The sequence below is a fragment of the Nocardia farcinica genome (genome assembly GCF_001182745.1).
GTDB lineage: Bacteria > Actinomycetota > Actinomycetes > Mycobacteriales > Mycobacteriaceae > Nocardia > Nocardia farcinica.
Map to the genome: position 1 here is coordinate 219,597 of NZ_LN868938.1, position 24,206 is coordinate 243,802.

The following is a 24,206-nucleotide window of genomic DNA, read 5'->3' on the forward strand; positions in this document are numbered from 1 at the left end:
CTCCTTCCGGGTGGGTGAGGGCTTGTCCCTCTGACATCACTAACTATACACACACACGCGCAGTCGTGCAAGGGGTTATTCCAGATCCCCCCGAGCCAGCAGTCCGGTCACCTGCGACGCCGCCAACGCCAGCCCCGGCGCCCACCACCACGGCACGCCGGCCGCCCACGCTGCGGGCAGCGCCAGCGCGGCGGCGACCCACACCGACATGCACCACGGGCAGAACATCAGGAACGTCACCGCCGACTCACCGCCGCGCCGGGCGAGCACGGCATCCCGCAGCGGGGCGGTGAGCTTGTCGGTGGTGATCAGGCGGGTGAGGCGGGCGACGGTGAGGGTGTAGACGACGAGAGCGACGACAGTGAGCATGGCGCGGACGGTAGAGACCGCCCGCGCAGCCCGAGTCAGCGTCGGCCCCAGCGGGCCATCTCCAGCAGCTCGACGTAGCGGGCCGCCGACACGGTGACCTCCACCGGCGTCGCGCCCCGGTAGGTGATCCGCTCGTCGCCGTCGCCGAGCGCGGCGATGGTCGCGGCCGCGTCGACGGCATCGGGCGAGGGCCGGTGTTCGAGGCAGTCGCAGGCGCTCACTGCGCAGGCGGCCGGGGCGGCACGGTGCCACGTCTCGGTGGTGATGTGGCCGCAGTCGCTGCACAGCTCGACGCGCTCGCCGGTGGGGGTGACCTCGCTGCGGTAGGCGGTGATCTCGATTTCCTGGCAGTCGCGGCGGATGAGCCGGAGCTTGGCGAGGTCGAGGCTCGGGGTCACGACGTACTCGTAACCGCGCCGCAGCGGGTCGCTGCCGGAGTAGGTGACGATGTCGCCGACGTGCAGCAGCTTGCCGGTGCGGCGCGGGCGCAGACGCTGGTTCATCAGCTCGGACAAGGGGATGGAAAGCATGTCCGGTCCTTCCGGTGGGTGGTGACGGCGTAGTCCGTCGTGCAAGGGAGGGGCCGCCCGGCGGGGGCGGCCCCTGGGTGGAATCAGGCGGCGGGGGCGATGAGGACCAGGCCGATCCCCTTGCTTCCGTAGTACGCGGCCAGCTCCTCGGCCTCGACGGCGTCGAAAGTCATGATGTCGTCGCGGCCGTCGAAGAAACGGAGGGTCCAGGCGGCGGTGGTCTCGATCGCGAGCGCGGCCAGCACGGCGTCGTCGCTGGCGGGGGTGATGGTGGTGTCGTTCATGTCCGGCTCCTCCGGTTCGGTGAGGGCTTCTCCCTCTGACACCTCTAACGATACACACACACGTGCAGGCGCGCAAGTGGTTCAGGAACCCAATCCGGACGGCATCTCACCCCAGCTACCGGTCCCGTCCGCCAACGTGACACCTCCACCGCCGGACAGCACGTCATAGGCGATCGTCGCGGCAGCCACCCGGTCGGGCTGGTGCTGACCCTCCTGCCAGCGGATCGCGTGCGCCTCCATCGTCGCCAGCCGGTGCCCGACCACCCGGCACCCGCCGGTGCCCACCGCGTGCCGCAGCCCTGCCGACCGCACCAGCGCGTTCCCGCTGGCGGTCCACGGCGTCACCAGGAACGGCGGCGCCGCGGGCACCCGCACCCCCTCGACGTGCCCCCCGCTGGCGGCGGCCTCCACCACCAGATCCTCGTACGCGCGGGCGATCATGGCCGCGTACGTCGTCGGCGCGCTGTATGCCTCGAACACCACCTCCGTCGCGCCGTAGGCCAGCGCCAGCAGGCACGCGCGCCGCGGCCACTGCACAGACGACATCTGCCCCGACGCGTCCTCGGACAGGACCACCGTGCCGTCCCCCGCGAGCCCGGCCGCGATGAGGCCGGCCTCATCGCCCTTGCCGGTCTCGGCCGGGTCGATCGCGACCAGGCGCCGGTACAAGGCCGGCTCAGCGGCGAGCCGGTAGGTGTCGAACCAGGCTTGGGAGAACAACGCGCCGCCGAGCGGGTACGGGCTGCCGAGATACAGGGCACTCCACACGCGCGGACCCACGGCGCGTTCGATGCGCCGCCAGTCCTCGACGGTGCGCCCGCGCGCGGACACCAGCGGCTCGCCCTCGGGCCGGCCGAGCGCGTCGGGCACACCGCGGGTCGCGACGGCGGGGATGTTGATGTGCGTCCATTCCCGCTCGGCGGGGGGGAGCTTGGCGTCCTCGGCGAGCAGGAACCCCGCCAGGTCGTTTTCGTGCCAGCGGGTTTGGATCAGGATGATCGGCGCGCCCGGCGCGAGGCGGGTGGTGAGGTCACCTTGGAATCCGGCGATCACCTTGGCGCGCTCGGTGGGGGAGTCGGCGGCGGCCATGCCCTTGAGCGGGTCGTCGATGACGAGCATGTCGCAGGGGCGGCCGGTGATCGTGCCGCCCATGCCGACCGCGACGACACCGCCCCGGTGGCCCCTGATCTGCCAGTTGCCCGCGGCGAACCGGTCGCTGGCCAGCGCCAGGCCGAGGCGGTCGGGAAGCGGTACCCCGGTCAGGGGGTCGCGGGCGCCGGTGCCGTAGGCGGTGATGATGTTGCGGGCGGTCTGGGCCGCTTGCCGTGCCAGGTCTTCGGAGTAGGAGGCGAGCAGGATACGGGTGTCGGGGTTGCGCTGGAGCTGGCGCAGCACCGTCCACACCGAAACGAGTGTGCTCTTGCCCTCCTGCGGCGGGCACGTGATCAGCAGCCGCGCACCGCGGGTTGTGGTGGCCTGCTCGAGGTGTTCGGCGATCAGCTCGATCGCGGGGGTGATGTTGTATCCGGGGTCTATCTGCCGCGCGAGTTCGGCCGGGTTCGCGCACGCGGTCAGCGCGGCGCGCCGGGTCATGGCCTGTCGGGCCCAGGCGGTGAACGCCGCCCGCTGCTGCTCAGGTAGGCGGGCGGCGCGCTCCCAGATATCGGTCACCGGGCACCTACTCGATGTCTTCCGGGTAACGCGGCACGATGTTGCCGGCGGCGCGGCGGGCGGCGGCGACGATGCTCAGCCACAGGCCGGGCAGCGGTTCGGTGTCGGATGGTCCGCGCCAGACGCGCACGATGTGGGGGCCGGCGACGGTGGCTGCTTCCTCGGCGAGCTTCTGCACGCGGTCATCGAACTCGCTGCGTAGGCGGTCTACGTCGTTCCATACGCCATCGGGGATCGCGTCGCGGCCATTCTCCCACCGCTGGTAGGAGGTGACTTTGACCCTGAGCACGGCGGCCATTTCCTCGCGGCTGAGCCCGAGCTCGGTTCGGGCGAGCAGCATTTCCGCGCCGCGGCCGTACTCGTACGCCATATCGTCCCTTTCGGCCAGCACCCCCGCCAGGGTTGGGGGGTGGTGGCCCCAATGGTGGCACGCGGGAGCGCGCCGCCACTGGGGCAGGGACGCCGCTGGGGCGGTCATGCCGCCACGTGGTGGACGTAGAGCAGCCAGTACGGGGACACGCGGACGGTCATGTCCTCGGTGAGGTCGGCGGCGGTGGACTGGCGCACCACCTCGACGGCGTCGGCGGCGCAGTCGCCGCACACCATCTGCTCGGTCTGGCCGTCCTCGGTGTCGACCCAGGTGACCGACGCGGCAGCGGGGTGGGTGCAGCCGTCGTGCTCGCACCACGAGCCGGTGAAGTAGTCGCCGGTCTCGACGGTGATGGTGACGTCGGCGGCGGCCAGCTCGGAGAGGTTGAGGGCGGCGACGATGGTGGCGCGGGCGGGGGCGGTGCTGCGGGCGGTGTAGGTGGTCATGTCCGGCTCCTTCCGGGTGGGTGAGGGCTTCTCCCTCTGACACCCACAACTATACACACACACGTGCAGGCGCGCAAGGGGGTGCCCGCGCCAATGTGTAGCGGGCCGGGGTGCAACACCCCGGCCCGCCCGCGACCAGCTAGAACGGCCCCCAGTGCACGCCGCGATCCCACGCCGCCGACACCTGGTCCTCGGTGGCACCGGCCGCGCGAGCGGCCTGCTCGGCGGCGGCCTGCTCGGCGCTCGGCTCGCCGGTGTGGTCGCCGTCCTCGTAGGCGGCGCGCCACCGCGCGGCCACCCGCTGCACCTGCGACAGCGCCACCGCCAGCGCGACGGGATCGACATGGGTCAGGGTCTGCATGTCCGGCTCCTTCCGGGTGCGGCGAGGGCTCAATCCCTCGCCGGGGTGATCGGTTACAGCAGGGCCAGCGCCACCGCGCCAGCCGCGACGAGCAGCACCCACGCCACCCACACCACCAGCCCGGACCGGGGCGACAGCGGGGGAGGGGTTGCGCGGTGGCGGCCCGTCATGCGATCGAGGGATCGAGGCGGCGCGTCAGCTCGGCGATGTCGTCGGCCAGCCGCGCCCTGATCTCCGGGGTCAACGGGAAGTGCAGGTAGTAGTGCGCGGGAATGCGCGGCTGCCTGCGCTCCAGGTCTCGCGCCGTGTCGTGGGCTTCGACCTCCAGGGCGAAGGGGATAAAGACCAGCGGCTGGCGGGGCGGGATCACGATCCACCGCCAGTCCTTCCCGGTGCGGATGGGGGCGACGATCGACTTCGGTTTCACACCCCCACCCCCGTGGTGAGCACCCAGCCAAGCGGCCAGATCGCGAGCATCGTGAGGGAGGGCAGCAGCAAGGCGGCAGCAAAGCTGTCGGTGGCCCGACGTAGGGTTTTCAATTCCGGCTCCTTCCGGGTGGGTGAGGGCGCAATCCCTCGAACACCCCCTACTGTACACACACATGCATGGCTGGTCAACGGTATCGCTCCATCCCCGGCAGAACCGGCGTCGCCTCGTCTCGCTGCTGACGGCAGCTCACGCACAGCCGGTCACGCGGCACCGGAAAACCGGGGTCGAACGGGGCGCGGCAGACGCGGCAGTCCATCAGCACCCGCGGCCCATACCGGCCGACCCGGTACCGCGACGGGATCGGACGCCGGCCGGTCACGGCGGGCTGTCCTCGGTCGCCACCACCTCACCGTCAACCACATCACCCGGCGCGACGGCGGGCGGGTCTTGCATCAGCGCGGTGAACTCGGCCTTGAGCTGGTCGAGGGTGGCGGCGTCACCGGTGTTGAACTGCTGGTTCACGGTGATGCCCGGTCCGGCCAAGCCGTGGATGGTCAGCATGCGGCCGTAGGCGCGGTCAGCGACGCGGGCGCCCTTCTCGAATTGGTCGAGGTCGCCGACGCTGCGGCCCTCCAGCATCATCGCGATCCCGTGCCGCCACATCAGCTCGGCGCGGGCGGCCAGGCGGGGGCGCAGGTGCTCGGCCGACTCGGTGGCCGCGCGTTTGAACGCCGCGTTGACCGCGTATCGGGCCGCCGACCCGGACCCGTAGCCCAGCCGCTCGGCGATCTCGGCGTAGCTGAAGCCCTGCACCGACAGGTCCATCGCGGCCTGGTGGCGTGCCATCGTCGCCGGTGAGGTCACCGAGTTACCCGCGGACTTGCCCCGGCGCTTCTTCGCGCCCGGCTTCTTCGGTGTCGGCATCAGACGGCCCCGCCCCGGTAGCTGGTGTGGTTGCCCATGCGGGCAGGGTGCCAACCTGGGGTGAAGCCAGCACGTAGGCGATGAGCGCCGCGAACGCGGGAGCCTGCTCGGCGCGGCGCCGGTGCTCGGCCGTGGCCAGGTGCGCGGGGTCGGTCCGCGCGCAACGCCATTCCCGCGAGGGCATCAACACGCATTCGTCCTCGGCCAGCAGCTTCCAGTGCTCGCGGACGCGCAGTCCGCCCGCGAGGTACCGCCGCGCCGCCGACCGCTTCCAGGCGCGGAACTTCATGCGGGGGAAGTAGTACGGGGTGCGGGGCGTCTGTCCCCGGCTCACGATGCCCTCACTTCCTCGAGCAGGAGCCTGGACCGCGCGCCGGTCCAGGCCAGCCGGTCGGAGAAATCGGCCGAGCAGTACTTGCAGTTGCAACCGACCTCGTGCGTGCGCGGGTACGCGCCGCGGTCGGTGCACTCCTGGTACTTGTCCCACCACGCCACCGGGCTACACCTCCCGGGTGTTCACCGCGACCACCGCCACAGCAGCGCGCCGAGACCAGCGCCCCCGGCCACGATGCACGCGAACGCGGTTGCGACGGAGCCGATCAGCGGCGGCAGCACCGCCCACACCACCATCCACAGCACGGCCCCGGCGGTGATGCCGGCGAGCACGCACACGGGCAGCAGGGCGGCGAGCAGGAACGTGGTGGGCAGGGCGCGGCGGCGTGCCTGCGGGGGGTGGATGCGGGTGGGGGCGGCGGTCACCACGTCCACACCTCGAGCGGGGTGGTGTATCGGGGCGTGGGCTGTTCGAGGGTGCGGATGGGGTAGTGCATCAGCAGCTCGAGGAGGGCGAGCAGAGACATGGGTCAGTCCTTCTGGGGGTGGTTGGGATCAGCGGAAGTCGCGGGCCGGACGTGGTTTTCGATCCACGCCAGTGGGACGGGGCGCAGGCCGTGGGCGTCGACGCCGACGTGGATCTGACGGCCGCGGATCGGCAGGGGTGAGTGGGTGTGCCCGTGCAGAAGCCATTGCCCGGTGTCGGGCATCCGCCATTCGGGGTAGCGGATTTCGGGGGTGTGGTCGCCGTCCGGGTCGTCGCGGAATGGGAAGTGCGACAGCAGTACCCGGTGGCCGTTGATGCGGCGCACCGCGGTCTGCTGCACGCTGGCGAACGCCTCGAGGTACACGCGCTGTTCGCGGTGTGCTTCTCGGTGCATGGGGTGGCAGCCGTCGTGGTTGCCGGTGACCAGGTGCTTGATGCCGGGTCGGCCGAGGATCCATTGCAGGGCGGCGGCTTCGGCGCGGTGGCCGCCGAGGGAGATGTCGCCGAGCACCCACACCTGATCGCGGGGGCCGATGAGGCGGTCCCAGGACTCGGCCAACGCTTGGTCGTGGTCGGCGACGTCACGGAACGCGCGCGACCGCGCGACGTTGGTGTGGCCGATGTGCAGGTCGCTGGTGAACCACACCGCGCTCACGGCCGGGCTCCGCTGGGGTGCGGGTGCTCTGCGAGCAGGCGGGTCGCTTCGTCCAGGCGCTGGTATTTCTCGGCCGTGGTGTGCCCGTCCCACGTGTTGGTGGCGTGGGGGACGTGCGCGAACAGGTCCATGTCGTGTTCGGCGATGTGCCAGCAGGCTTGGCCGGTGGCGAGTTCGATGGTGACGACGGGCCAGTCCGGGGCCAGCGGGTCGGTGGAGATGGTGGCCGGGTAGATGGCGGCCAGGTGCGCGATGAGGTGAGCGCGTTCGCGGTACAGCTCGATGCTCATGCGGTGCGCTCCGCTTCGATCGTGTCAGACAACGGCATTCCCTTCTGGTGTGGTGATCGGGACGGTCGGCACGCGCAGGTAGCGGGCGCCGGTGGTGCGGGCGATGTGCTGGACGAGGTCGACCAGCGGGCCGGTGGGGTCGGTGTCGTCGCGGGCGTCGTTCCAGGCGCAGCGCACGGCCCCGGAGGCGTCGGCGGTGATCGCGACCGTCCGCGGTGTGGGGGAGGCGATTTCGGCGCGCAGGGTGTAGGCGACGATCGGGCCGCTGCGGCGGGGCGCGTGGTGGTGGTCGAGCGCGGCGGCGACGGCGTGCTCGAGGACGGTCGGCCATTCGTCGGCGGGGCAGTCGAGGCCGATGGAGAACGCCGTCGCGAGGGTGTGTCCGTCGAACTCCCAGCCGACGAGCCGACCACGGTGGTCGGGGCCGGCGTCGAGGACCGCGCGGTTGAGCTGGTCGAGGCTGTCGGCGCGGGTTGCGGTCGGGGTGGTCACGCTGCCTCGCTCGCGGTCTTGATGTAGCGGTCGTGCAGGACGAGCGACCCGGCGACGGCGACGTTGAGCGACCACGGGACCGGCGCGGGGATCTGCACCAGGTGGTGGCACTGGTCGAGGATGTCGGCGGGGATGCCGCGGTCCTCGGCGCCGAGGAGGTACAGGGCTCGGTCGGGGTGCCGGAATCGGGTGAGTGGTGTGGCTCGCTCGTCCAGCTCGACGCCGACCAGCTCGCACCCGTAGGGCAGGTGGTCGAGCAAGTCGGGCATGTCGTGGAACTTGATCAGCGGCATGCTGTTGTGTGTCTTGCTGGTGTCGCTGGACTGGTACTCGTAGCGGCGTGGGCCGACCGTGGCGATGAGGGTCGCGCGGTAGGCGGTGGCGCTGCGCCAGAGGGTGCCGACGTTGGCGCTGGTCTTGGGGTGGTAGACGGCGACGCCGAAGAACCCTGTCATTTGTCGCCCTCGCGGGGCGTGCGGGCGGCGAGGACGCTGCCGATGACGGCGAGGGCCTGGCGCTCGGTGAAACCGGCCTGGGTCAGCGCGGTGAAGACGTCGAACGTGGTGGTGGCGAACTGGCGGGCGTTCGCGCTGGGTTCGATGTTGCGGGCGTCGCCGGGTCGGAAGTGGTCGGGGTTCATAAGGTTTCCCTTCGGGTCGGGGATGGAGTACTCGGGTGCGGTGCAGTGCTCGGCGGGTTCTTGGTCAGGTGCCAGTGCCCGCACGGGCACAGGTAGGCGCGGGAGGGGAGGCGGGAGCCGGGGCGGCCGCGCTGCCAGATGGTCGAGAGGCTGGTTTCGGCCGCTTCGCGGGTGCGGAACTTGCGTTTGCCCTTGGACGGGCAGGCGGGGCGGGGTGGGGCGGTCGCGTGGGCGATGTGCCGCTCCACGCCCCTGACGGCGTGCTTGCGTTTCCGCACGGACATGGTCTCGAACCCGCACGCGCACTTGCCGATGAACACCCCGCCGAACGGGCGGCGGACCTCGGCGAGTTCGTGTGTGTCGGGCATTGGTCAGTAGTCGTCTTCGGTGGGGAATTCGCCGCGCTCGTCGCACCAGCGGCAGCCGTTGCCGTTGCAGAACTGGCACAGCGCCCAACGCAGGCGATGGAGGCGGCGGGTCACTGAGTGGCCTCGTGGTGGCACTCGCAGCGGTGGCCGCCGGGGCAGGCGGACAGCACCGGCGTCGCGGCGATGGCGTCGAGAGCGGCGGCCACGGCGGCGGCGTGGACGACGGTCACCACGTCGGCGACGACCCAATCGGCCGAGAGCATTTCGCCGATGGCCGCGGCCACCTGGTCGGCGGCCGCGTACCGGTGCGGGTCGTGGGGGATGACGAGCGTGCGCGTGGTGTCGTCGGCGCATCGGCGCACGGTGACGATGAACTGTGCGGGGGTGAGGGGTTGCGACAAATTCCGGCTCCTTCCGGGTTGCGGTGAGGGCTCAATCCCTCGTGCTCAAGTCATACGATACACACCTAACTGACGTAGCGCAACGCGCTACAGGCATCGCCGCAAGGAGTCCGCGATCCCCCGAAGGACCGTTCCTAATCAGCGATTACGCGGGAAAACGGGTTCGTGCTCCGGGCAGCTCATCGGCAGCAGAGATACCGGACGGTACACACACATACGTCCTACTCGGCGGCCTGTCGTAGCTCTGCCTTGATCCGCTCCACGGTCCGCGTCGTCACCCCCAGCTGGTCGGCGATCTCCTGGGTGGACAGTCCGCGGGCGTCGAGCTCGGCGCATCGGAAACGCCTTTCGGCGGCGACCTGGGCGCGGGTCGGCGGCGCGGGCGGGCCCGACGCTGCGACCGTCACGCGCGGGTCGTCGATGTCGTAGCCCTCCCAATCCAGAGGCGCGGGTGTGCCGCTCTCGACGGCACGATTGCGTCGGCGAACGTCGGGGCCTGGCGTTGCCGACAGCTGTTCGTAAACGTCCCGGACCGCCGCCCACACTGTGTAGGAGATCGACAGGGTGTTTCTGTACGCGATGCTCCACAGCGATTTCGCCGGTACGCCGGTCTGTATCGCCAGCTGCGCCAGCGGCCAGCCCAGGGCCTGCAACGCGCACAGCCTGCGGGTCGCGCCGATCGCGAGGACGCGGCCCTGTCGCGGGTTCGGCGTGTGGCTGACCTCGAGCAGTGCCACAGCGAAGCGGGTCCGCATCGTCGTGCTTTCCCCGGCGAGGATCTGGCGTACCGATTCCTCGTGCATGCCGGCGTCGGCGGCGATGGAGCGCAGGGAGAGTCCCCAACCGTTGAGCTGCCGGAGGTGGGCGACGACGGGGGTGGTGTCGGTGTAGCCGGGTTGGCCCGGGTAGAGCATGGCGAGGGTGTAACGAGCCTTCTTCTGGCCGAGCGGCTTCCACTGGCTGCGGACCTTGTCGCTCATTTGCCACCATCCAGGGGGAACAGGGGGAGGGTGGAATCGGTGGGCCGGGCGCGGCGGGGGCGGCTGGTGGGGTGCATGACGATGACGGTGGGCGGGCACTCGACCCGGCGCGCCGCCGCGAGTTCCTCGATCAGCTGGCCGCGGGATTCCTTGAGCCGGTCGATTTCGGCGAGCAGGCGGGCGTGTTCGTGAGGGGTGATGTGCCCGGCGCGGGCGCGGCTCGTTGCCCGGGCGGCGTCGGCCTCCGTGGCGAGCAGGCGGGTGGTGAGCACAGCGACCGGTTCGGCGCGCACCATCTGCACGGTGCGGCGCGAGCAGCCCAGCCACGCGGCGATGGTGTCGGTGGTGACGCCGCGGTGGGTCAGGTGCGCGACCAGCCACGCTCGATCATGGGGCGTGAGGTGGCTGTGGTGGACCCGCCCGGCTATGGCGGCCTCCACCAGGTTCTCGTCAGGCTCCCAGTGGGGGGTGTGCAGCGGGACGACGGACACTCGGTCACCTCCTGGATCGGTCACGACGTGACTCCCGGTATCGGCGCAGGCACGGGGGTCGGGACAGCGGGACGGCGGCGGCGCCACCGGGACGTGCGGTTGTGGCGGCTGGACTTGGCGGCGAGTTCGGCGCGGATCGCGGACATGGCGGCGAGCCGGGCGGTTTCGCTGCGGTGGTCGCACTCGCGGCCATCGGGGCGGCGGCCCAGGTCGTCGCACTCGCGGCAGGCGGTGATGGCGTCGAGGTGGCGTTGCTGCTCCTGCGCGGCGCGCTCGGCCGCGAGCTGGCGCGCGGCTTCCTCCTGGCGGGCCTGCTCGGCGGCGGCCTGCTCGGCGTCGAACGCCTCCCGCTGGCGGCGGTACCAGCCGCACGGCCCGCACGGCTCCGGTGTGCCGTGCGGGTGGGCGGGGCAAACACTGGGGGGTGCCGAGCCGTCACCGCCCGCGACGGGCGCGCTCGTGGTGACCGGCTCTCTGGTTCCCTCCTTCTCTCGATAGCTCTCGATCAACACCCGGACCCCCTCGTCACCGGTGACGAGGGGGGTGGCCGTGTCGGTGCTGGTGGCCGCCGCTGTCGTGGCCACGGGCGGCGCGGTCTCCACGGTCTGCGCGGTGGTGGTCCCCGTCGTCTCCTGTGACGAGGGCCCCTCGTCGTTGATGACGAGGGGGGTGGGGGTGTCGATGCTGGTCAGCAGCTCCGGCAGCGGCTGCCACAGCAACAGGTACTCGTTGGAGGATTGGCCGCCGTCCGCGCGGCGCCGGGGCCGCGACACCAGCGCGCCCAGCCGCCGCAACTCCCGCAACGCGCGGTCCACGGCGGACAACGACATGCCGATCAGCGCCGCGATGGTCCGGCGTTTCGGGAACCCCCGCCGGGTTCTGCTGTTGATGTGGCGGGCGATGGCCGCCCACACCTTCATCGCGGTCGCGGATATGCCGGCGTCGAGTAGCCAGGTCGGCACCTGCGCGAAGCGGGTGCCCTTGGGCCGCGCGCTGGCGGCTTCCCACAGGTGATCCGGCAGGTGGCCGGGCACAGGATCGGTCATGGGGTGCTCCGTTCCGGGACGGTCCCGGTGTAGTGACGGCTGGTCCGTCGTGCGGGTGGGGATGAGGGTGGCGCGCGACGAGGGGGCCGCGCGGTGCGGCCCCCTCGTCATGCGGCCTCTACTTCGTGGATGTGGCCGTTGTCGTCCAGCTGGACCCAGCGGCCCCATAGCCAGACAGGTGTAGCGGCAGACTGCTCACCGTGGCGTAGCCAGAACCCGAGCATGTGCGCCGCCCCGGGGTTGGCCTCGACCCAACCATGACAGGAACCGCACAGGTGCAACAGGTTGCTCAGGCTGTTGTCCACGCCCTGCGAGCGGTGGCGCCGATGATGAATCTCGCCGTGGTCCCACACCAGCGAGGAACCGCAGCGCTCGCAACGCATGTGGGACCGGGCGTGCACGGCCTGGCGGGTGGACTGCGAAGGATCACTCCTGCTGCTGTTGTTGCGCGGCCGCATTCGGGTGCCGACCTGTCGGAGTCGGCGGCTGACCCCGGATGCGTCGATGCCGTACCGCTTGCCGATCTCCACCGTCGACATGCCAGCTTCGTACAGCTCGCGCATCTCCCTGCTGACCGCCGCACGCGCGGCCCTGCGGGCCGCTGCGCGTTCCGCCTTCTCCATCGCCTCGCGTGAGCGGTACGGCCCGTACGAGCGCGTGGCGTGCTCGCCGTGGTGCTTGGCGTGCTCGTGCTTGGTCATCGGTTGAAGGTTCTCGGGCCGGTTGTCGTCCTTGACGCCGTTGACGTGGTGCACTTCCTCGGCGTCTGTGACCACGCCATCCACCACGCGATGCTCGTACACCTCGACGTACTGGTTCGTGCCGATCCTCCAGCGCAGGCGGATGTAGCCCCGCTGGTGCGGGTACCGCGCCGGTTCCCCGTCCGGCACCCGCTCACCAGATTTCAGCTGCCGAATCACCATTCCCCCCTGCCCGCGACCGCGTACTGAGATCGCACGGACGCGCCGACCGATTGCAGCGCGCGTAGTTCGGCCTCCCGCGCCTTGGCGCGCCGGTCGGCGTACTTGTAGGCGGCATCGGCCACGTCGCGCTGCTCGCGCTCGGTGTAGGTCGCCAGCTCTGCGGCGTACTTCTTTTCGTGCGATGGCCCCTTGTGCTCCATGTACGCGCGGGCAAACGCTCGGTCGTAATCCCGGTCCGCGCGTAGGAACGTCGCGTAGGCGTCGGCGCACTCGGTCACCGACTTGGCGATGTCGTTCGCCGCGTCACGGATGGCGCGTTCGACCTGCACCGGGTTGAACGCTTCGGTGCTCCTACTCACCGGCGGGCCCCTCGCTGCCGTCGTGGGCGCTGCTCGTGGTGCGGTACTGCTCGGCCAGCGCGCGGATCGGGCCCGGGTCGGTGGCGTCGCGGATGTGAATCCTGTGCTGGGCGAAGAAGTCGGCACCGGCCTTGTGGCGGTCGATGCCGAGCTGGTCACACAGCTCGGCCAGTTCCTCGCGGGCGGCGTCGGCCTCCGGGTTGCGCGCGACGCGCTCGTGGCTGGCCGCGTCGGGGTCGGGCTGGCGGGTGGGGATCGTCAATCCCTGGAGCAGGAACGTGCGGTAGGCGACGGACTGGGCTTTCGGGGTGGCCTTGTCGCCGGAGTCGGCGGCCTCCCCGTACGCGCCGCCCACGAGCGTGTCCCCGGCCGGGCCGATCACCGTGTACTCCATGTGCACGATCACGTTGCGCATGGCGGTGCCCCGCGTGGTGACGTAGCGCTCGGTCTGGATCGACAGCGGGCGCGGGATGATCACAACCCCGTGGCGGCGCAGCACCGGCCCGACCCTGTTCAGTACGGCGTCGATGCCCCGGAAGTCGAATCCCTGATCGGCGTTGCGGTCTCGCTTCTCGATGACCTGCACCTCACCCATCACCCGCGAAAATGCCTCGTACACGCCGACCTTCGGCGGGTCGGGCAGCGGTTCGGTGGTTTCGATGGCCTCACTCACCGGCAGCCTCCAGCTCTGCGAGGGCGGGGATGGCGGCCAGCAGCTCCGCGACCACCGCGCGGGCGTGCCCGGTGGGCCGCACCTGCAAGGTGGGGCGCGGCATGTACCGCTCGGTGCCGGGCACGTCCTCGACGGCGGCCCGGTCCAGCGCCCTTTCCTGAATCTCGACCGGCACGGACCGGTGCACGGTCAGCAGGTGCGGGGCGTGCTCGGCGAGCACGGCCGCGACCTCGGCCGGGTCGCCGAACTCCGGCCAGGTCTCCACCTGGTCGGGGTAGTTCAGGCGGCACCACCGCTCGAACGCCTCCCGGTCCACCACCTGCGCCTGCGGTCTCGGGTTCGTCATCGACACCGTGCCCAGCGTGCGGGTGGTGTCGCGCGGGTCGAACGCGGTCAGCTTGGAGCCGCGCGACAGCCGCCGGTTCAGCTCGGCCCGGTAGGTCTTGGCCTGCTCACCGACCGACTTCTCCGCAGCGGCGAGCACAGCGGCCCGCATCACCAGTGAGTCGGTGTCGATGTCATCGAGTGCGGACATGGTTTCTCCTCGGGTCATAGGGGTTGGGGGCCGGTGTCGCGGCCGTCGAATGCCAGCTCCCACACCCACGCCGGATACGAATTGACCTCGCCGAAAAGGGCGTGCTGCACCTTGACGGGCTTGATCCCGCGTGTCTTGGCGATGGCGGATGCTTGGCGGCCGACGCTGTTGAGGAACCTGGTCGAGGTGTTCTCGATGCGGTGCAGGCGTGCGTAGCCGAGCGCGGTGAACCAGTCGTGGCGTCCCTCGATCGAGTCCAGGCGCGCATCGGTCTTGGCCGCGATCGCCTTGGCTTCCTCGGCGGTACGCTGCGCGGCCTCGAGCTGGTCGATCTGCGCGCGCATCAGGTCGAACATCGACGCGTCGCGTGCGACCTCGGCGGCGCGGGTCTGGGTCGCGAAATAGGCCTGCGCGGCGGCGACCTCGGGCTTGTTCGGGTCGCCGTTCATCGCCACCAGGTAGGCGGCGAAACGGGACAGCTCGACGTCGAACTGTGCCGGGCCGCGCCCCCGCGAAACTTTGCGGGATCCCGCAAAGTGGCTGGTCACGTCGTGGCCTTGGTTCACCGCGGATTGCTTGGCCCGCTCCAATGGCACGAGGAAGTTCCGCCACGACGAGTAGCCCATGAGCGGCATCAGGTCACGCGCCGACCAGAACTCGACGCCACCGGCGCGGGTCCGGCGGATGGCGTCGAACGGCGACCCGGCCAGGGCGGGGGAGCTCACGCGGTCCTCCGATTGGCGGCGCACTCCCGCTCGACCTGCCGCTCGGACGGCAGCGACCGGAAGAACTGCGCCAGCGACTCGGGATCGATGAGGATCTGCGAGCCGAGATACCGCGCGGCGATCTGGTTCTCGCGAACGAGTTTGCGGATGGTCCACTCGCTCATGCCCGTGGCCGCCGCCGCCTGGCGCACGTTGTAGCTGATCTGATGGGGGAGTCCGTCAGCCTGCACGGCGGTCCCCCTTCCCCTCCACCGGGAGAGATTCGAGGAAGATGTGCGGCTCCACGCCGAGCGCTGAGGCGAGCGCGAGGATTTGCCCCACCTTCGCGTCGCGCTCGCCGCGTTCCAGCCGCGCCACGGAATTGACGTGAAGTCCAGCACGTTCGGCAAGCTCTGCCTGAGTCAGCTTGCGCCGTGCCCGCGCCGCCCGAAGCTCAGCCGCGATGTGCTGAGCCGATGCTGAATTGCCCATGTCAGGGAGCCTAGCGCCCCATCTGGGGTTATCGCAACCCTGTCCAGGGGAGTAAAAACCCTAGGTGACCTGGCGATAACTCCGCTGATGCTCGGCCGATGCAGGTTCCCCGCGAGTAACGTCACGCTTGCCTACCAGCGCGCGCGGGTGCCAGACTCCCCCGTATGGGTGTCGGAAAACCCCGATCGGGGAGTGATGCTGTAGAGGCTGCCAACGCCGCCGTGGCGGCTCATCTCCGCGCGGAACGCGCACGGGCAGACATGAAGCAAACGGAGCTCGCCGAAGCGGCCCACCTCGCAGTCAATACAATCCGGCGCCTCGAAAGCGGCGAGCGGAAAATGACGCTCGAGCAATTAGTGCTGATCGCCGAAGCGCTCGGCGTGACCCCTGGCGAATTCCTCGACGCCGCTCAATCGGCGTTCCGAAAGCGCCAGGGCCAGTAGGCAGCTCGCCGGCATATCCCAGTCGGTCGCCGCGGTGATGAGTTCGGCGGCCGTGATGTCGGCCGGGCCGCGGCCGCTCAATTGCCGGGCCGCCTTGTGGAATCGGGCATGATGCGTTGAGGCGTGCGGGTGTGCTGGATGGTCGCCGCTATCGGTCATTCGCTCGAACCTCCCCCTGTCCGCGCCTGTCGTCTCGCGCCCCTGCTAGCCGATGCCACCCCATCGCTACCACCCTCTCCGCAACCAACCTGCTATCGAACATACATTCGAACGGATTCGAACGGAAGGGGAGCCCAATGGAAGTATCCGCGCAGACAGGCGGCATGGAACGCCCCAGAACCGGTCCCCCGACGACCGGCCCGTACCGAATCCCCTTGTTAACCAAGGGTTGTCACTGCCGCCGATCATAGAACCAGCTGTCCGGTTTAGAACAGGTTTTCCGGGGTATTCATCCTATTTTTCGGGCTGTGACATCTCACCAAGGTCGAGCAGCCCGTGGAGATTGCCCAGCGCTTTCCGCGCCAGCGCCAAGTCCACCCGCTGATACCCCCGCGTCGTCACCACCGACGCATGCCCCAGGATCGCCTGAATCACCCGCGCATCCACACCAGCCTCCAGCAGCAGCGTCGCCGTCGTCCCCCGCATCGCATGCACATCCACCGGCTCGCTGATCCCCGCCCGCTGCTGCGCCTTCTTCCACCCCTTCCGGTCCAGCACATCCGAAATCGGCTTCACCCCCTGCCCGCGAGCGCCCTGCGCCACCCACACCAGACCCCACGGATTCGGCTGCCACGTCTCCCGATACACCTCGAGGATCGCAGCCAGCGGCTCCGGCAACGGAATCACCCGCTGCGACGCCGAGGTCTTCGGCCGCGTCAGCGCCGCACCCCGCCACAACGGCACGTGCTCGAAACCCGCCGGGACGTCGAACCGCTTCGGGTCGTCCGGCTCGGCGCCCTTCTTCAACGGCAACCACTCCAGCTGCCACGCCAGATCCAGCGAACCATCCTCGAGAAACACCCGATCCCACTGCAACCCCAACAGCTCACCCTGCCGGCCGCCGAGCATCAGCCCCGCCGCCCACCGGGTCACCAGCGGGTCCGGCTCACGCAGCGCCGACAGCAGCACCGCGCGGGCCTGCTCGGAAGTCAACGCGCCGTGCGACTCCGACAACACCTGCGGCCGCGTCACCAACTCGGCCACGTTGCGGTGCGCCTTCCCCTCCGACACCGCATCACCCAACGCCGCCGAAAGCACGTTGTGCGCCTCCTCGACACTCCGCGTCGAGTACGGATGTTGCTGCCCATTCCTCGTATACGTCGAGGACAGGATGTGCTTGTGCATGTGCCGCACATGCTGCGGCTCCAGCTGGGACAGCTTGCGCGTCCCGATCGCCGGCACGATCCGGGTTCTGATCGCGGACCGATAGGACTTGAGCACGTGGGGGCGCACCTTCCCCGGCGCGATCTCCGTACTCCAGTGCTCCAGCCACTCGGCCACAGTCAGCTGCTGATCGAGCTGCCTCATCCCCTTGGCCAGGTCGGCTTTCAGCTGCGCGAGCTTCTTCACCACGGTGGCGCGGTCCTTGGAATACACCGGCTTGGACCGCGCCCGGCCGCCCCCTGGGGGAGGCTCGAGTTCGAGCTGTCCCACCCACATGCCATCACCGCGCTGGAAAATCGACCCCTCGCCCGGCATGCGCCGCGGCTTGGGCCGCTCCCGCTCGAGCTGTTTGAGGGTGCGTTTCACCGCGGCGACCCGCTTGGTCAGCTCGGCCTTGGTGTCGGCCTCGACCACGATCGTCTCGAACCACCGGCCCTCGCGCAGCTCCATCCCGCACCCCTCCACTGTTGCCGAGCACTGTAGCCAAGCGGCCACTGTTGCCCACTGTTGTACGCGTTGCGGGTATTTCTACCAGCGGCATCCGACCAGCGTGGCGATATGGGAGGGCGCAGGAATTCCGCCTCACACGCGGAAGGTCGCTGGTTCGATCCCAGCTGGGACCACCATCAAGAGAAGGCCCTGACCAGGAGAATCCTCGTCAGGGCCTCTTTCGTGTCCGGACCGGGTTCGAGCTGGATCCGATTGCCCCGTCAGCCGCCGTGACGCCGGAGGGCGGTTGTCGGCGCGCGGGGCCGAGTCTCTGCTCAGGTCGCCGTGACGTTGCCCACGACGGTCGCGTGGCATCGGGTGGACCTTGTCGTCCGTGGGCCGACCGGGCGGCGACATATCGGTAGTTCAAGCGCTGCCCAGGACCATCACGCCGACGGCACCGGTGATTTCCCAGGCGGACGCCGTCGCCTCCGGATGTCACCACCGAGGTGACGTACGCGCTCTGGAAGGGTCGAGCGATCCGGAAATCGGATGGGGTGCAGCAGAATTCGATATTGGACATTCGTGGGAGCGCGGCGCAGGCTCGAGAAGGCGGCGAAGAAACGGTTCGCCGCGAACTCGAATTTCCGATCGCACAAATCTGGCACCGAAAGGGGACAGGGTCGGACCTGCTGGTCGTGGCCCGATATCGTCATGACGCTTTTTCATGATCTGCGGCACTACATCGACAACCTGACCGAGAAGCTGGGACCGGACGAGGTACGGCAGATCGACGGCGCGCACTGGGATCTCGAGATCGGCGGAATAACGGAGTTGTCGGCCGAGAAGGAGGGCCCGGCGCTGCTGTTCGACAATATTCCGGGCTATCCGGCGGGGTATCGTGTGTTCACGAATTTCATGGGTACTGCGGAACGTTGTGCGGTGGCACTCGGGCTGCCCGCGGACACACCGAAGATGGACATCATCCGGGCCTGGAAAGACATCGGTAAGCGCATCGAACCGATCCAGCCCGTCGAAGTCGCCACGGGTGCGGTGCTCGAAAACGTGGTGGAGGGCGATGAGGTCGATCTGACCGCCTTTCCGGCCCCGCGTTGGCACGACGGGGACGGCGGCCGGTATATCGGGACCGCCTGCATGGTGATCACCCGCGATCCCGACACGGGCTGGGTGAATATCGGAACTTACCGCGGCTGCATCCAGGGCAGGGACCGGCTGTCGCTGTGGATGCTGGGGAACCGGCACGCGCGGGCCATCGCGGAGAAGTACTGGCAGCGCGGCCTCTCGTGCCCGATCGCTGTCGTGGTCGGATCGGATCCGATTCTGTCGACCGTGGCGGCGATCGCGGCACCGGCAGGCGTCTCCGAATACGACGTCGCGGGCGGGCTGCGGGGCAAGGGGGTCGACGTGCTCATCGCGCCCGGCAGCGATCTGCCGATTCCGGCGCACGCCGAGATCGTCATCCAGGGGGAGATGCCACCGATGGAGGAGGAGTCCGTTCTCGAGGGGCCGTTCGGGGAATGGACGGGCTATTTCACCCACGCGGGTCACGAAACCGTCGTGCGAGTGACGCGGGTGATGCACCGCGACGATCCGATCATCCTGGGCGCTCCGCCGATGATTCCGACCGTCCCCGCCGGCGACCAGGCGGTACCGCTGTACTCCGCATCGGTGACCTGGGATCACCTCGAAGCGTCGGGAGTGCAGAACATCCGCGGCGTCTGGGCTTACGCGCGTCAGTTGATGATGGTGATCTCGATCGAGCAGACCGGCGCGGGTGATGCGATGCATGCGCTGCTGGCGGCGGCGGGCCGCAAACGGACCGGCGGCATGGAACGGTACTTCGTCGTGGTGGACGAGGACATCGACATCACCGATATCAACCATGTGCTGTGGGCGATGTTCACCCGCGTCGATCCCGCCGAGTCCATTCATGTGCTCCGGACGCCGACCACGGCGATCGACCCGCGGTTGGCGCCGGCCAAGCGGGAGGCCGGCGACATGTCCATGGGAATCGTTCTGGTGGACGCGTGCAAGCCCTTCGCGTGGAAGGACTCCTACCCGCGCGCCAACCGCTTCGACGAGGCATTCCGCGCCGAGATCCGGGAACGATGGAAGTCGACGCTACCGCTGTAGGCCGCGCGATGGCACTGTCGAGCCGGATCGAACGCAGCGGTCGTGTCGTGTCGAGTGTTCCCGAGGAGGTTGCCGTGCTGGTGCGCGGCCGGCCCGAGATCGGGGCGAGGGAGCAGGCTTTTCCGTTCCTGTCGGTGGATGCCGACGGCTTCCCGCACAGCGCATTGCTGTCCCGGGCAGAACTCGAGCCGACCCCGGACGGTGCCGCGTTGCTCGCGGTGATCGCGAGTACCCGCACCCGGGCGAACGTGGTCCGGACCGGGACGGCGGCGCTGCTGGCGACGGCGGGCTCGGTCTGTCATCACCTGAAGCTCGAACTGGTCGCCGCGGTCACCGAAAAGGACCTGCTCGGTGGCGTCTTCATCACCACCGGGCACAAACGTGACGACATCGGTGTTCCGATGCTGCCCCTGTCCTTTCGCCCGACGAGCGAGCTCGCCGAGGTGGAGGACTGGCGACGCGGTGCCGCGATGTTCGCCAGGCTACGGAAGGAGGCGTTGCGATGACGGCGCCCATGCAGCGCATCATCGTCGGCATCAGTGGTGCCAGCGGCGCACCGTTCGCTGTTCGGCTGCTACAGACCTTGCACGAGATGCCAGGTGTGCAAACACATCTCGTGATGAGCAGTTGGGCGAGATCGAACATCGAGACCGAGACGCCCTATAGCGTGCGCGAGGTGGCGGAGTTGGCGGACGTCACCTACAAGCTGGGTGATCAAGGTGCCGTCATATCCTCGGGGTCCTTTCGGACAGCCGGAATGATCGTTGTCCCGTGCAGCATGCGCACGCTCGCGGCGATCCGGCACGGAATCGCGGACAATCTCCTCTGCCGGGCCGCCGACGTCGTTCTGAAGGAGCGGCGCCGGCTGGTGCTCGTGCCACGGGAGACACCACTGAGTGATCTCCATCTGGAGAACATGCTCGGGTTGAGCCGGATGGGCGCGCGCATAGTCCCGCCGATGCCCGCGTTCTACAACCGCCCCGAGACGATCGATGACCTGATCGATCACGTCGTGGCACGTGTGCTGGACCAGTTCGACCTCGATGCTCCGCAGGCGCGGCGGTGGCCGGGCCTGGCCGCGACGCGGCGGGACCGATCGGATGGCCGGACCCGGTCGGGCGTCCCGACGGCTACCCCGCGCCGGCCGGTGTGACGAGCTGGGCGATGTGCTCGACGAACGCCCGCGCGGCAGGGGCGCCGCCCCTGCCGTCGCGCCAGAGCATGCCGAGGTGCCCTCGGGGCAACCCGTCGACCTCGACGCCCACCACCCGGCCGTCGCCGACCAGCGCGGACTCCGGGACCAAGGCCAAGCCAAGCCCCTTCCCGGCCAGTGCCACCAGTACGTCCGGGTCGCTGGCTTCGAAGGCGACCTGAGCTCGCACTCCCTCGCGGGCCAGCGTCTGGTCGAGCCGACGACGAAGCCCCGATCCCTCCGGCAGGGCGATCAGCGAACGACCGCTCAACGCGGAGAGTGGTAGCCGCCGCCGACGCGCGAGCGGATCGCCGGGCGGCAACGCCGCGACCATGCGTTCGCTGCGCAGCGGACGGCTGCGCATGCCGGCCACCGGCTCGTCGGTCAGGCTGGTGAACGCGATGTCGAGGTCGTTGTCGTAGACGCGGTGGGCCAGGATGGCCGCGGTGTCTTCGACCAAGGAGATCCCCACGCCCGGATGGCGTCGATGGAAAGACGCGAGGAGTTCGGGCAGATCGATGCTGCGGGGCGAGATCGAGGTGATGGTGCCGATCGCGACGTGGCCGGTCAGCAGGCCCGACAGCGCCTCCACGGACGCGCGCCCCGCCGCGACGGCGTCGAGCACCTGCACCGCGTGGGGCAGCAGCGCCGCACCCGCGGCCGTCAATGTCACGCCGCGCGGCTTGCGCACGAAGAGTTGCTGCCCCAGTTCGCGTTCCAGCGATTTGATGTGTGTGCTGATCCCCGATTGCGCGACGTGGACCCGTTCGGCCGCGCGGGTGAAGTTCCCCTCCTCGGCGACCGCGAGGAAATAGTGCAGGTGACGCAGCTCCATCTCAATGCGTGTCGAATATCTGCTGGTAGGCCGCTACCGCGCGCTCGGTGGCAGCCCGCTCGTCCGCCGTCGGGTGTTCGGGGTCCGCGGCCACCGGCAGCGCGCCCAGTTTCAGCAACGCCGCCATGAGCAGCATGCGTGCCTTGGTGGCCGTGAGGTTGCTGCCCGCGATCACGGTCGGATCGGTGCGGTAGGCGAGACCGGCGGTGTTGCCCCGGCCCACCCGCACCACCGGCATCCCCGAGTAGATCGCGAGCGAGAGGGCGGAATTCGTCGCCGGGTCGGCGGAACCGAAGGGCGACATACCCTCGCAGACGAAACCGGCCAGCGGCGCGTTCGCCAGGTTCGCGCGCCGGCGAGCCGATACCTCGACCGCGGTGGTGTGGTCCGGTTGCGCGTCCGGACCGACCGCGACCGGCACGTAGCGGGTGAACTTGACGATAGTCACCAACGGCATCGCGCTCGGAACCAACTCGCCCGCTGCGTCTTTCACCGTGACATCGACGGTGCGGATGCGGCCGTCGGCGGCCTCGGCCACACCGGTCACCTGCTCGGGCAGGCACCCGAGACGGACGTCGGAGCGGTGGGTGTGGCGGTAGGCGGGCGTGTAGGTCACCCGCGGCGGTCCGTATCCACCCATGGTGGCGACGATGCCGCCGTGTCCACCGGTCGTCGCGTACCCGCCCGGCCTCGCGTCGACCTTGGTGACCTCGCGCGCGGAGTACACGAGCTCGTCGACGATCAGCGTGGCGCCGAGCTGGTTTCGGCCCTGCTCGTCCAGCGCGGCTGACGACAGCAGGAACTTGACCCCGTCGACGATGTTGCGCGCTCCGTCGCCGCTGACCGACTGGTGCCTGCGCTGCGCGGTGTGGCCGACGATCGGCACCGGCGTATCGATGAGCAATCCGAGCCAGTACAGCGTCTCCTCGGCGGTGGGGCTGCCCTCGAGCCACTGAGCACCGATGTAGTCGCCGGAGCCGAGCACCCGCTGGACGAGGTTGGTGGCCCGCGCCAGCGTGCGGAGATCCGGTTCGCGGTGCAGGTGGTAGGGGTAGTAGGCGAAGTAGTCCTCGCCCAGCGACTCCGCCGCCCCGTCGGCTTGGCCGCCGGTGTAGCCGGCGCTGGGCGCGGGCCGAAAGAAGTCGAAGACCGCGTGCGCGCTCAGCCCGATCGGGTGGCCGTGGTCTTCGAGCCCGAACCGCTCGATCTCCTCGTAGAGCCGCTCGGCGTCGGGGTAGAAGGTCTGTCTGCTGCGCGTGGCGGGCGCCAGCGGCGACGCGGTCGCCGCTTCCCAGGCCGAGCCGTCGGCTTGGCGAGCCATGTACGGAAGTGGGTAGAGCCCGTCTTCGGGCCGCAGCTCGACCTCGTACACCGGTGTGGCGCCGGCTGTTTCGGTGGCGTGGAGGACGCCCTCGGCGTCGAGCCAGCCGTCCGGCGGTGCGTAGAGTGCTCGTGCGTCGTACTCCAGCGGATGCGCGGAGTATGCCTCGACGAGAACGGTCACCGGTGCGGCGAGACGTTGCGGCCGGAGCAGATCGAAGCGCGGTGCGGTGCCGTCGAGGGTGGTCAGCGGCGGCAGCCCGTGGCGAACGCGCGCCTTGCCTGAGGTCACGAGGTCCGGGCTGTTACCGATGGTGGCGGTGGGCCCGGAGAAGACCGCGATCCGGGCGGGTTCGGGGGTGGGCGTGGTCATGAGATCAGCTCACCGCCCAGCGGAACGAGGCCGCGGCTGTGCAGGCCGCCGTCGGAGTGGATGACGCAGCCGGTCACCGACTTGGTGCGCTCCTTCGACGCCAGGAAGAGATAGGCCCAGGCGTGATCAGCCGGTTCGGAGGCGACATGCAGCGGATTGGTGCGGCGGATCAGCTCGGGCAGATCCGGCAGGTCGATCAGGCGTTGCCGGCCGGAGTCCATCGCTTCCACACCGCGCAGCTGCGTCACGGTGCCACCTGGCGCGACAGCATTCACCCGGATGTGCGGAGCGAGTTCGAACGACAATTGAGAGAGCAACCCGCGGACCGCGAATTTCGAGCCGGTGTAGAGCGGACCGCCACCGCCGGGAAGGTAACCCGCGTTCGAAATGGTCAGCACGACGTTGCCCTCCGCGGCGGCCAGCTCCGGTAGCGCGGCCTTGACCGCCAGCAGCGAGCCTTTGACGTTGATGTCGAACATCTCGGTGAAGGCGGCATCGATCCGGTCCTCCGGCAGGGTGTCCAGCGAGGCGAAGTAGTCGAAGATCCCCGCGACGGTCACCAGCGTGTCCAGCCGGCCGAACCGCTGGACGGCCTCGGCCACCGCTCGCTTGTGGTCCGCGAGTCGGCGGACGTCACCCTGGATCGCGGCCACGTCCGCGCCGTATGTCCGCGTCAGCTCCGCGACGGCGTCGGCGGCGCGATCGAGCACGGCGACTCGCGCGCCTTCGGCGACGAACCGCTCGACCACCGCACGGCCGATTCCGCTGCCACCTCCGGTGATGAGCGCGACCTTTCCGGCCAGCCAACCTTCTGCCACTGTTG

The 24,206-nt window shown here is 69.7% G+C and carries 38 protein-coding genes and 1 tRNA gene; 5 read left to right on the plus strand and 34 right to left on the minus strand.

The window, feature by feature from the left end:
• Positions 1-75 precede the first annotated feature (75 nt).
• The 29 genes from AMO33_RS01185 to AMO33_RS30085 form a co-directional block, all read right to left on the minus strand.
• Positions 76-369, minus strand: a complete 294-nt coding sequence (locus AMO33_RS01185) for a hypothetical protein (protein ID WP_060589916.1) — start codon at positions 367-369, stop codon at positions 76-78.
• A 35-nt stretch (positions 370-404) separates the two neighbouring features.
• The gene (locus tag AMO33_RS01190) at positions 405-899 is read right to left on the minus strand and encodes a hypothetical protein (protein WP_139337540.1); all 495 of its coding nucleotides are present in this window, start codon (positions 897-899) and stop codon (positions 405-407) included.
• An 83-nt stretch (positions 900-982) separates the two neighbouring features.
• Complete coding sequence (locus AMO33_RS01195; RefSeq protein ID WP_060589921.1) at positions 983-1,183, minus strand: hypothetical protein; 201 nt, start codon at positions 1,181-1,183, stop codon at positions 983-985.
• 81 nt (positions 1,184-1,264) lie between these two features.
• Positions 1,265-2,854, minus strand: coding sequence for a hypothetical protein (locus tag AMO33_RS01200; protein ID WP_060589922.1), 1,590 nt, complete (start codon positions 2,852-2,854; stop codon positions 1,265-1,267).
• Between the two features lie 7 nt (positions 2,855-2,861).
• Entirely contained in the window at positions 2,862-3,245 is a 384-nt protein-coding gene (locus AMO33_RS01205) for a helix-turn-helix domain-containing protein (protein WP_159005556.1), read from the minus strand.
• A gap of 83 nt (positions 3,246-3,328) precedes the next feature.
• The gene (locus tag AMO33_RS01210) at positions 3,329-3,670 is read right to left on the minus strand and encodes a hypothetical protein (RefSeq protein WP_060589926.1); all 342 of its coding nucleotides are present in this window, start codon (positions 3,668-3,670) and stop codon (positions 3,329-3,331) included.
• Between the two features lie 139 nt (positions 3,671-3,809).
• Entirely contained in the window at positions 3,810-4,031 is a 222-nt protein-coding gene (locus AMO33_RS01215) for a hypothetical protein (protein WP_060589928.1), read from the minus strand.
• 166 nt (positions 4,032-4,197) lie between these two features.
• The gene (locus AMO33_RS01220) at positions 4,198-4,458 is read right to left on the minus strand and encodes a hypothetical protein (RefSeq protein ID WP_060589929.1); all 261 of its coding nucleotides are present in this window, start codon (positions 4,456-4,458) and stop codon (positions 4,198-4,200) included.
• Between the two features lie 378 nt (positions 4,459-4,836).
• Positions 4,837-5,385 (minus strand): hypothetical protein, encoded by a 549-nt coding sequence (locus tag AMO33_RS01225; RefSeq protein WP_139337539.1) that lies wholly within the window; start codon positions 5,383-5,385, stop codon positions 4,837-4,839.
• Complete coding sequence (locus tag AMO33_RS01230; protein WP_060589933.1) at positions 5,330-5,719, minus strand: hypothetical protein; 390 nt, start codon at positions 5,717-5,719, stop codon at positions 5,330-5,332. Before AMO33_RS01230 ends, AMO33_RS01225 begins: the two co-directional genes overlap by 56 nt.
• Positions 5,716-5,880, minus strand: a complete 165-nt coding sequence (locus tag AMO33_RS31265; protein WP_159005554.1) for a hypothetical protein — start codon at positions 5,878-5,880, stop codon at positions 5,716-5,718. Before AMO33_RS31265 ends, AMO33_RS01230 begins: the two co-directional genes overlap by 4 nt.
• 21 nt (positions 5,881-5,901) lie before the next feature.
• Positions 5,902-6,144 carry a hypothetical protein gene (locus AMO33_RS01235; RefSeq protein ID WP_139337538.1) on the minus strand — a complete coding sequence of 81 codons (243 nt, stop codon included), beginning with the start codon at positions 6,142-6,144 and terminating at the stop codon, positions 5,902-5,904.
• A gap of 104 nt (positions 6,145-6,248) precedes the next feature.
• The gene (locus tag AMO33_RS32415; RefSeq protein WP_060589937.1) at positions 6,249-6,860 is read right to left on the minus strand and encodes a metallophosphoesterase family protein; all 612 of its coding nucleotides are present in this window, start codon (positions 6,858-6,860) and stop codon (positions 6,249-6,251) included.
• A complete protein-coding gene (locus AMO33_RS32420) occupies positions 6,857-7,150 on the minus strand; it encodes a WDGH domain-containing protein (protein ID WP_060589938.1) in 294 nt (97 codons plus the stop codon). The genes AMO33_RS32415 and AMO33_RS32420 overlap by 4 nt, the downstream gene beginning before the upstream one ends.
• Before the next feature lie 24 nt (positions 7,151-7,174).
• The gene (locus AMO33_RS32425; protein ID WP_060589940.1) at positions 7,175-7,642 is read right to left on the minus strand and encodes a hypothetical protein; all 468 of its coding nucleotides are present in this window, start codon (positions 7,640-7,642) and stop codon (positions 7,175-7,177) included.
• On the minus strand, positions 7,639-8,097 hold the full coding sequence (locus AMO33_RS01255) for an RNA methyltransferase (RefSeq protein ID WP_060589942.1): 459 nt from the start codon (positions 8,095-8,097) through the stop codon (positions 7,639-7,641). The genes AMO33_RS32425 and AMO33_RS01255 overlap by 4 nt, the downstream gene beginning before the upstream one ends.
• Positions 8,094-8,282: a hypothetical protein gene (locus AMO33_RS01260; protein WP_060589944.1), complete on the minus strand. Its 189-nt coding sequence runs from the start codon at positions 8,280-8,282 to the stop codon at positions 8,094-8,096. The genes AMO33_RS01255 and AMO33_RS01260 overlap by 4 nt, the downstream gene beginning before the upstream one ends.
• Positions 8,279-8,650, minus strand: coding sequence for a hypothetical protein (locus AMO33_RS01265; RefSeq protein ID WP_060589946.1), 372 nt, complete (start codon positions 8,648-8,650; stop codon positions 8,279-8,281). Before AMO33_RS01265 ends, AMO33_RS01260 begins: the two co-directional genes overlap by 4 nt.
• A 110-nt stretch (positions 8,651-8,760) precedes the next feature.
• Positions 8,761-9,051 carry a hypothetical protein gene (locus AMO33_RS31270; protein WP_060589947.1) on the minus strand — a complete coding sequence of 97 codons (291 nt, stop codon included), beginning with the start codon at positions 9,049-9,051 and terminating at the stop codon, positions 8,761-8,763.
• Between the two features lie 221 nt (positions 9,052-9,272).
• Positions 9,273-10,031: a helix-turn-helix transcriptional regulator gene (locus AMO33_RS01275; RefSeq protein WP_060589949.1), complete on the minus strand. Its 759-nt coding sequence runs from the start codon at positions 10,029-10,031 to the stop codon at positions 9,273-9,275.
• On the minus strand, positions 10,028-10,522 hold the full coding sequence (locus AMO33_RS01280; protein WP_060589951.1) for a hypothetical protein: 495 nt from the start codon (positions 10,520-10,522) through the stop codon (positions 10,028-10,030). The genes AMO33_RS01275 and AMO33_RS01280 overlap by 4 nt, the downstream gene beginning before the upstream one ends.
• Positions 10,523-10,542: 20 nt before the next feature.
• Positions 10,543-11,568: a helix-turn-helix domain-containing protein gene (locus tag AMO33_RS01285; protein WP_060589953.1), complete on the minus strand. Its 1,026-nt coding sequence runs from the start codon at positions 11,566-11,568 to the stop codon at positions 10,543-10,545.
• 107 nt (positions 11,569-11,675) lie between these two features.
• Entirely contained in the window at positions 11,676-12,491 is an 816-nt protein-coding gene (locus AMO33_RS01290; RefSeq protein WP_060589955.1) for an HNH endonuclease, read from the minus strand.
• A complete protein-coding gene (locus AMO33_RS01295) occupies positions 12,485-12,850 on the minus strand; it encodes a hypothetical protein (RefSeq protein ID WP_060589957.1) in 366 nt (121 codons plus the stop codon). Before AMO33_RS01295 ends, AMO33_RS01290 begins: the two co-directional genes overlap by 7 nt.
• On the minus strand, positions 12,843-13,523 hold the full coding sequence (locus AMO33_RS01300; protein ID WP_060589959.1) for an ERF family protein: 681 nt from the start codon (positions 13,521-13,523) through the stop codon (positions 12,843-12,845). The genes AMO33_RS01295 and AMO33_RS01300 overlap by 8 nt, the downstream gene beginning before the upstream one ends.
• On the minus strand, positions 13,516-14,058 hold the full coding sequence (locus AMO33_RS01305) for a hypothetical protein (RefSeq protein WP_060589961.1): 543 nt from the start codon (positions 14,056-14,058) through the stop codon (positions 13,516-13,518). The genes AMO33_RS01300 and AMO33_RS01305 overlap by 8 nt, the downstream gene beginning before the upstream one ends.
• Positions 14,059-14,072: 14 nt before the next feature.
• Positions 14,073-14,783, minus strand: coding sequence for a BRO family protein (locus AMO33_RS32160; RefSeq protein WP_174520480.1), 711 nt, complete (start codon positions 14,781-14,783; stop codon positions 14,073-14,075).
• Positions 14,780-15,013: a helix-turn-helix domain-containing protein gene (locus AMO33_RS01315; protein ID WP_060589962.1), complete on the minus strand. Its 234-nt coding sequence runs from the start codon at positions 15,011-15,013 to the stop codon at positions 14,780-14,782. The genes AMO33_RS32160 and AMO33_RS01315 overlap by 4 nt, the downstream gene beginning before the upstream one ends.
• Complete coding sequence (locus AMO33_RS30085) at positions 15,003-15,254, minus strand: helix-turn-helix domain-containing protein (RefSeq protein WP_076573859.1); 252 nt, start codon at positions 15,252-15,254, stop codon at positions 15,003-15,005. The genes AMO33_RS01315 and AMO33_RS30085 overlap by 11 nt, the downstream gene beginning before the upstream one ends.
• 164 nt (positions 15,255-15,418) lie before the next feature.
• On the opposite strand from AMO33_RS30085, the gene AMO33_RS32920 reads away from it, so the two are divergent.
• A complete protein-coding gene (locus tag AMO33_RS32920; RefSeq protein WP_082668546.1) occupies positions 15,419-15,697 on the plus strand; it encodes a helix-turn-helix domain-containing protein in 279 nt (92 codons plus the stop codon).
• On the opposite strand, the gene AMO33_RS32005 is transcribed toward AMO33_RS32920, so the two are convergent.
• Positions 15,608-15,856: a hypothetical protein gene (locus AMO33_RS32005; RefSeq protein ID WP_162492695.1), complete on the minus strand. Its 249-nt coding sequence runs from the start codon at positions 15,854-15,856 to the stop codon at positions 15,608-15,610. The two genes, AMO33_RS32920 and AMO33_RS32005, sit on opposite strands and share 90 nt — an antisense overlap.
• Positions 15,857-16,150: 294 nt before the next feature.
• Positions 16,151-17,530: a tyrosine-type recombinase/integrase gene (locus tag AMO33_RS01325; RefSeq protein WP_062954205.1), complete on the minus strand. Its 1,380-nt coding sequence runs from the start codon at positions 17,528-17,530 to the stop codon at positions 16,151-16,153.
• Positions 17,531-17,630: 100 nt separating this feature from the next.
• On the opposite strand from AMO33_RS01325, the gene AMO33_RS01330 reads away from it, so the two are divergent.
• The 4 genes from AMO33_RS01330 to AMO33_RS01345 all read left to right on the plus strand — a co-directional run bounded on the left by AMO33_RS01330 (position 17,631) and on the right by AMO33_RS01345 (position 20,816).
• Positions 17,631-17,706 (plus strand) — tRNA-Val (locus tag AMO33_RS01330).
• Positions 17,707-18,241: 535 nt separating this feature from the next.
• Positions 18,242-19,663 (plus strand): UbiD family decarboxylase, encoded by a 1,422-nt coding sequence (locus AMO33_RS01335; protein WP_060593227.1) that lies wholly within the window; start codon positions 18,242-18,244, stop codon positions 19,661-19,663.
• An 8-nt stretch (positions 19,664-19,671) separates the two neighbouring features.
• Complete coding sequence (locus AMO33_RS01340; protein ID WP_060589967.1) at positions 19,672-20,169, plus strand: hypothetical protein; 498 nt, start codon at positions 19,672-19,674, stop codon at positions 20,167-20,169.
• The gene (locus AMO33_RS01345; RefSeq protein WP_060589969.1) at positions 20,166-20,816 is read left to right on the plus strand and encodes a non-oxidative hydroxyarylic acid decarboxylases subunit B; all 651 of its coding nucleotides are present in this window, start codon (positions 20,166-20,168) and stop codon (positions 20,814-20,816) included. The genes AMO33_RS01340 and AMO33_RS01345 overlap by 4 nt, the downstream gene beginning before the upstream one ends.
• On the opposite strand, the gene AMO33_RS01350 is transcribed toward AMO33_RS01345, so the two are convergent.
• Genes AMO33_RS01350 through hcaB form a run of 3 tightly spaced genes read right to left on the minus strand, consistent with a single transcriptional unit; the run spans position 20,794 to position 24,201 of the window.
• Positions 20,794-21,690 carry a LysR family transcriptional regulator gene (locus AMO33_RS01350; RefSeq protein WP_060589971.1) on the minus strand — a complete coding sequence of 299 codons (897 nt, stop codon included), beginning with the start codon at positions 21,688-21,690 and terminating at the stop codon, positions 20,794-20,796. The genes AMO33_RS01345 and AMO33_RS01350 overlap by 23 nt on opposite strands.
• A gap of 1 nt (position 21,691) precedes the next feature.
• A complete protein-coding gene (locus tag AMO33_RS01355; RefSeq protein ID WP_060589973.1) occupies positions 21,692-23,383 on the minus strand; it encodes an asparaginase domain-containing protein in 1,692 nt (563 codons plus the stop codon).
• Entirely contained in the window at positions 23,380-24,201 is an 822-nt protein-coding gene (gene hcaB, locus AMO33_RS01360) for a 3-(cis-5,6-dihydroxycyclohexa-1,3-dien-1-yl)propanoate dehydrogenase (RefSeq protein WP_082668547.1), read from the minus strand. The genes AMO33_RS01355 and hcaB overlap by 4 nt, the downstream gene beginning before the upstream one ends.
• Positions 24,202-24,206: the final 5 nt, after the last annotated feature.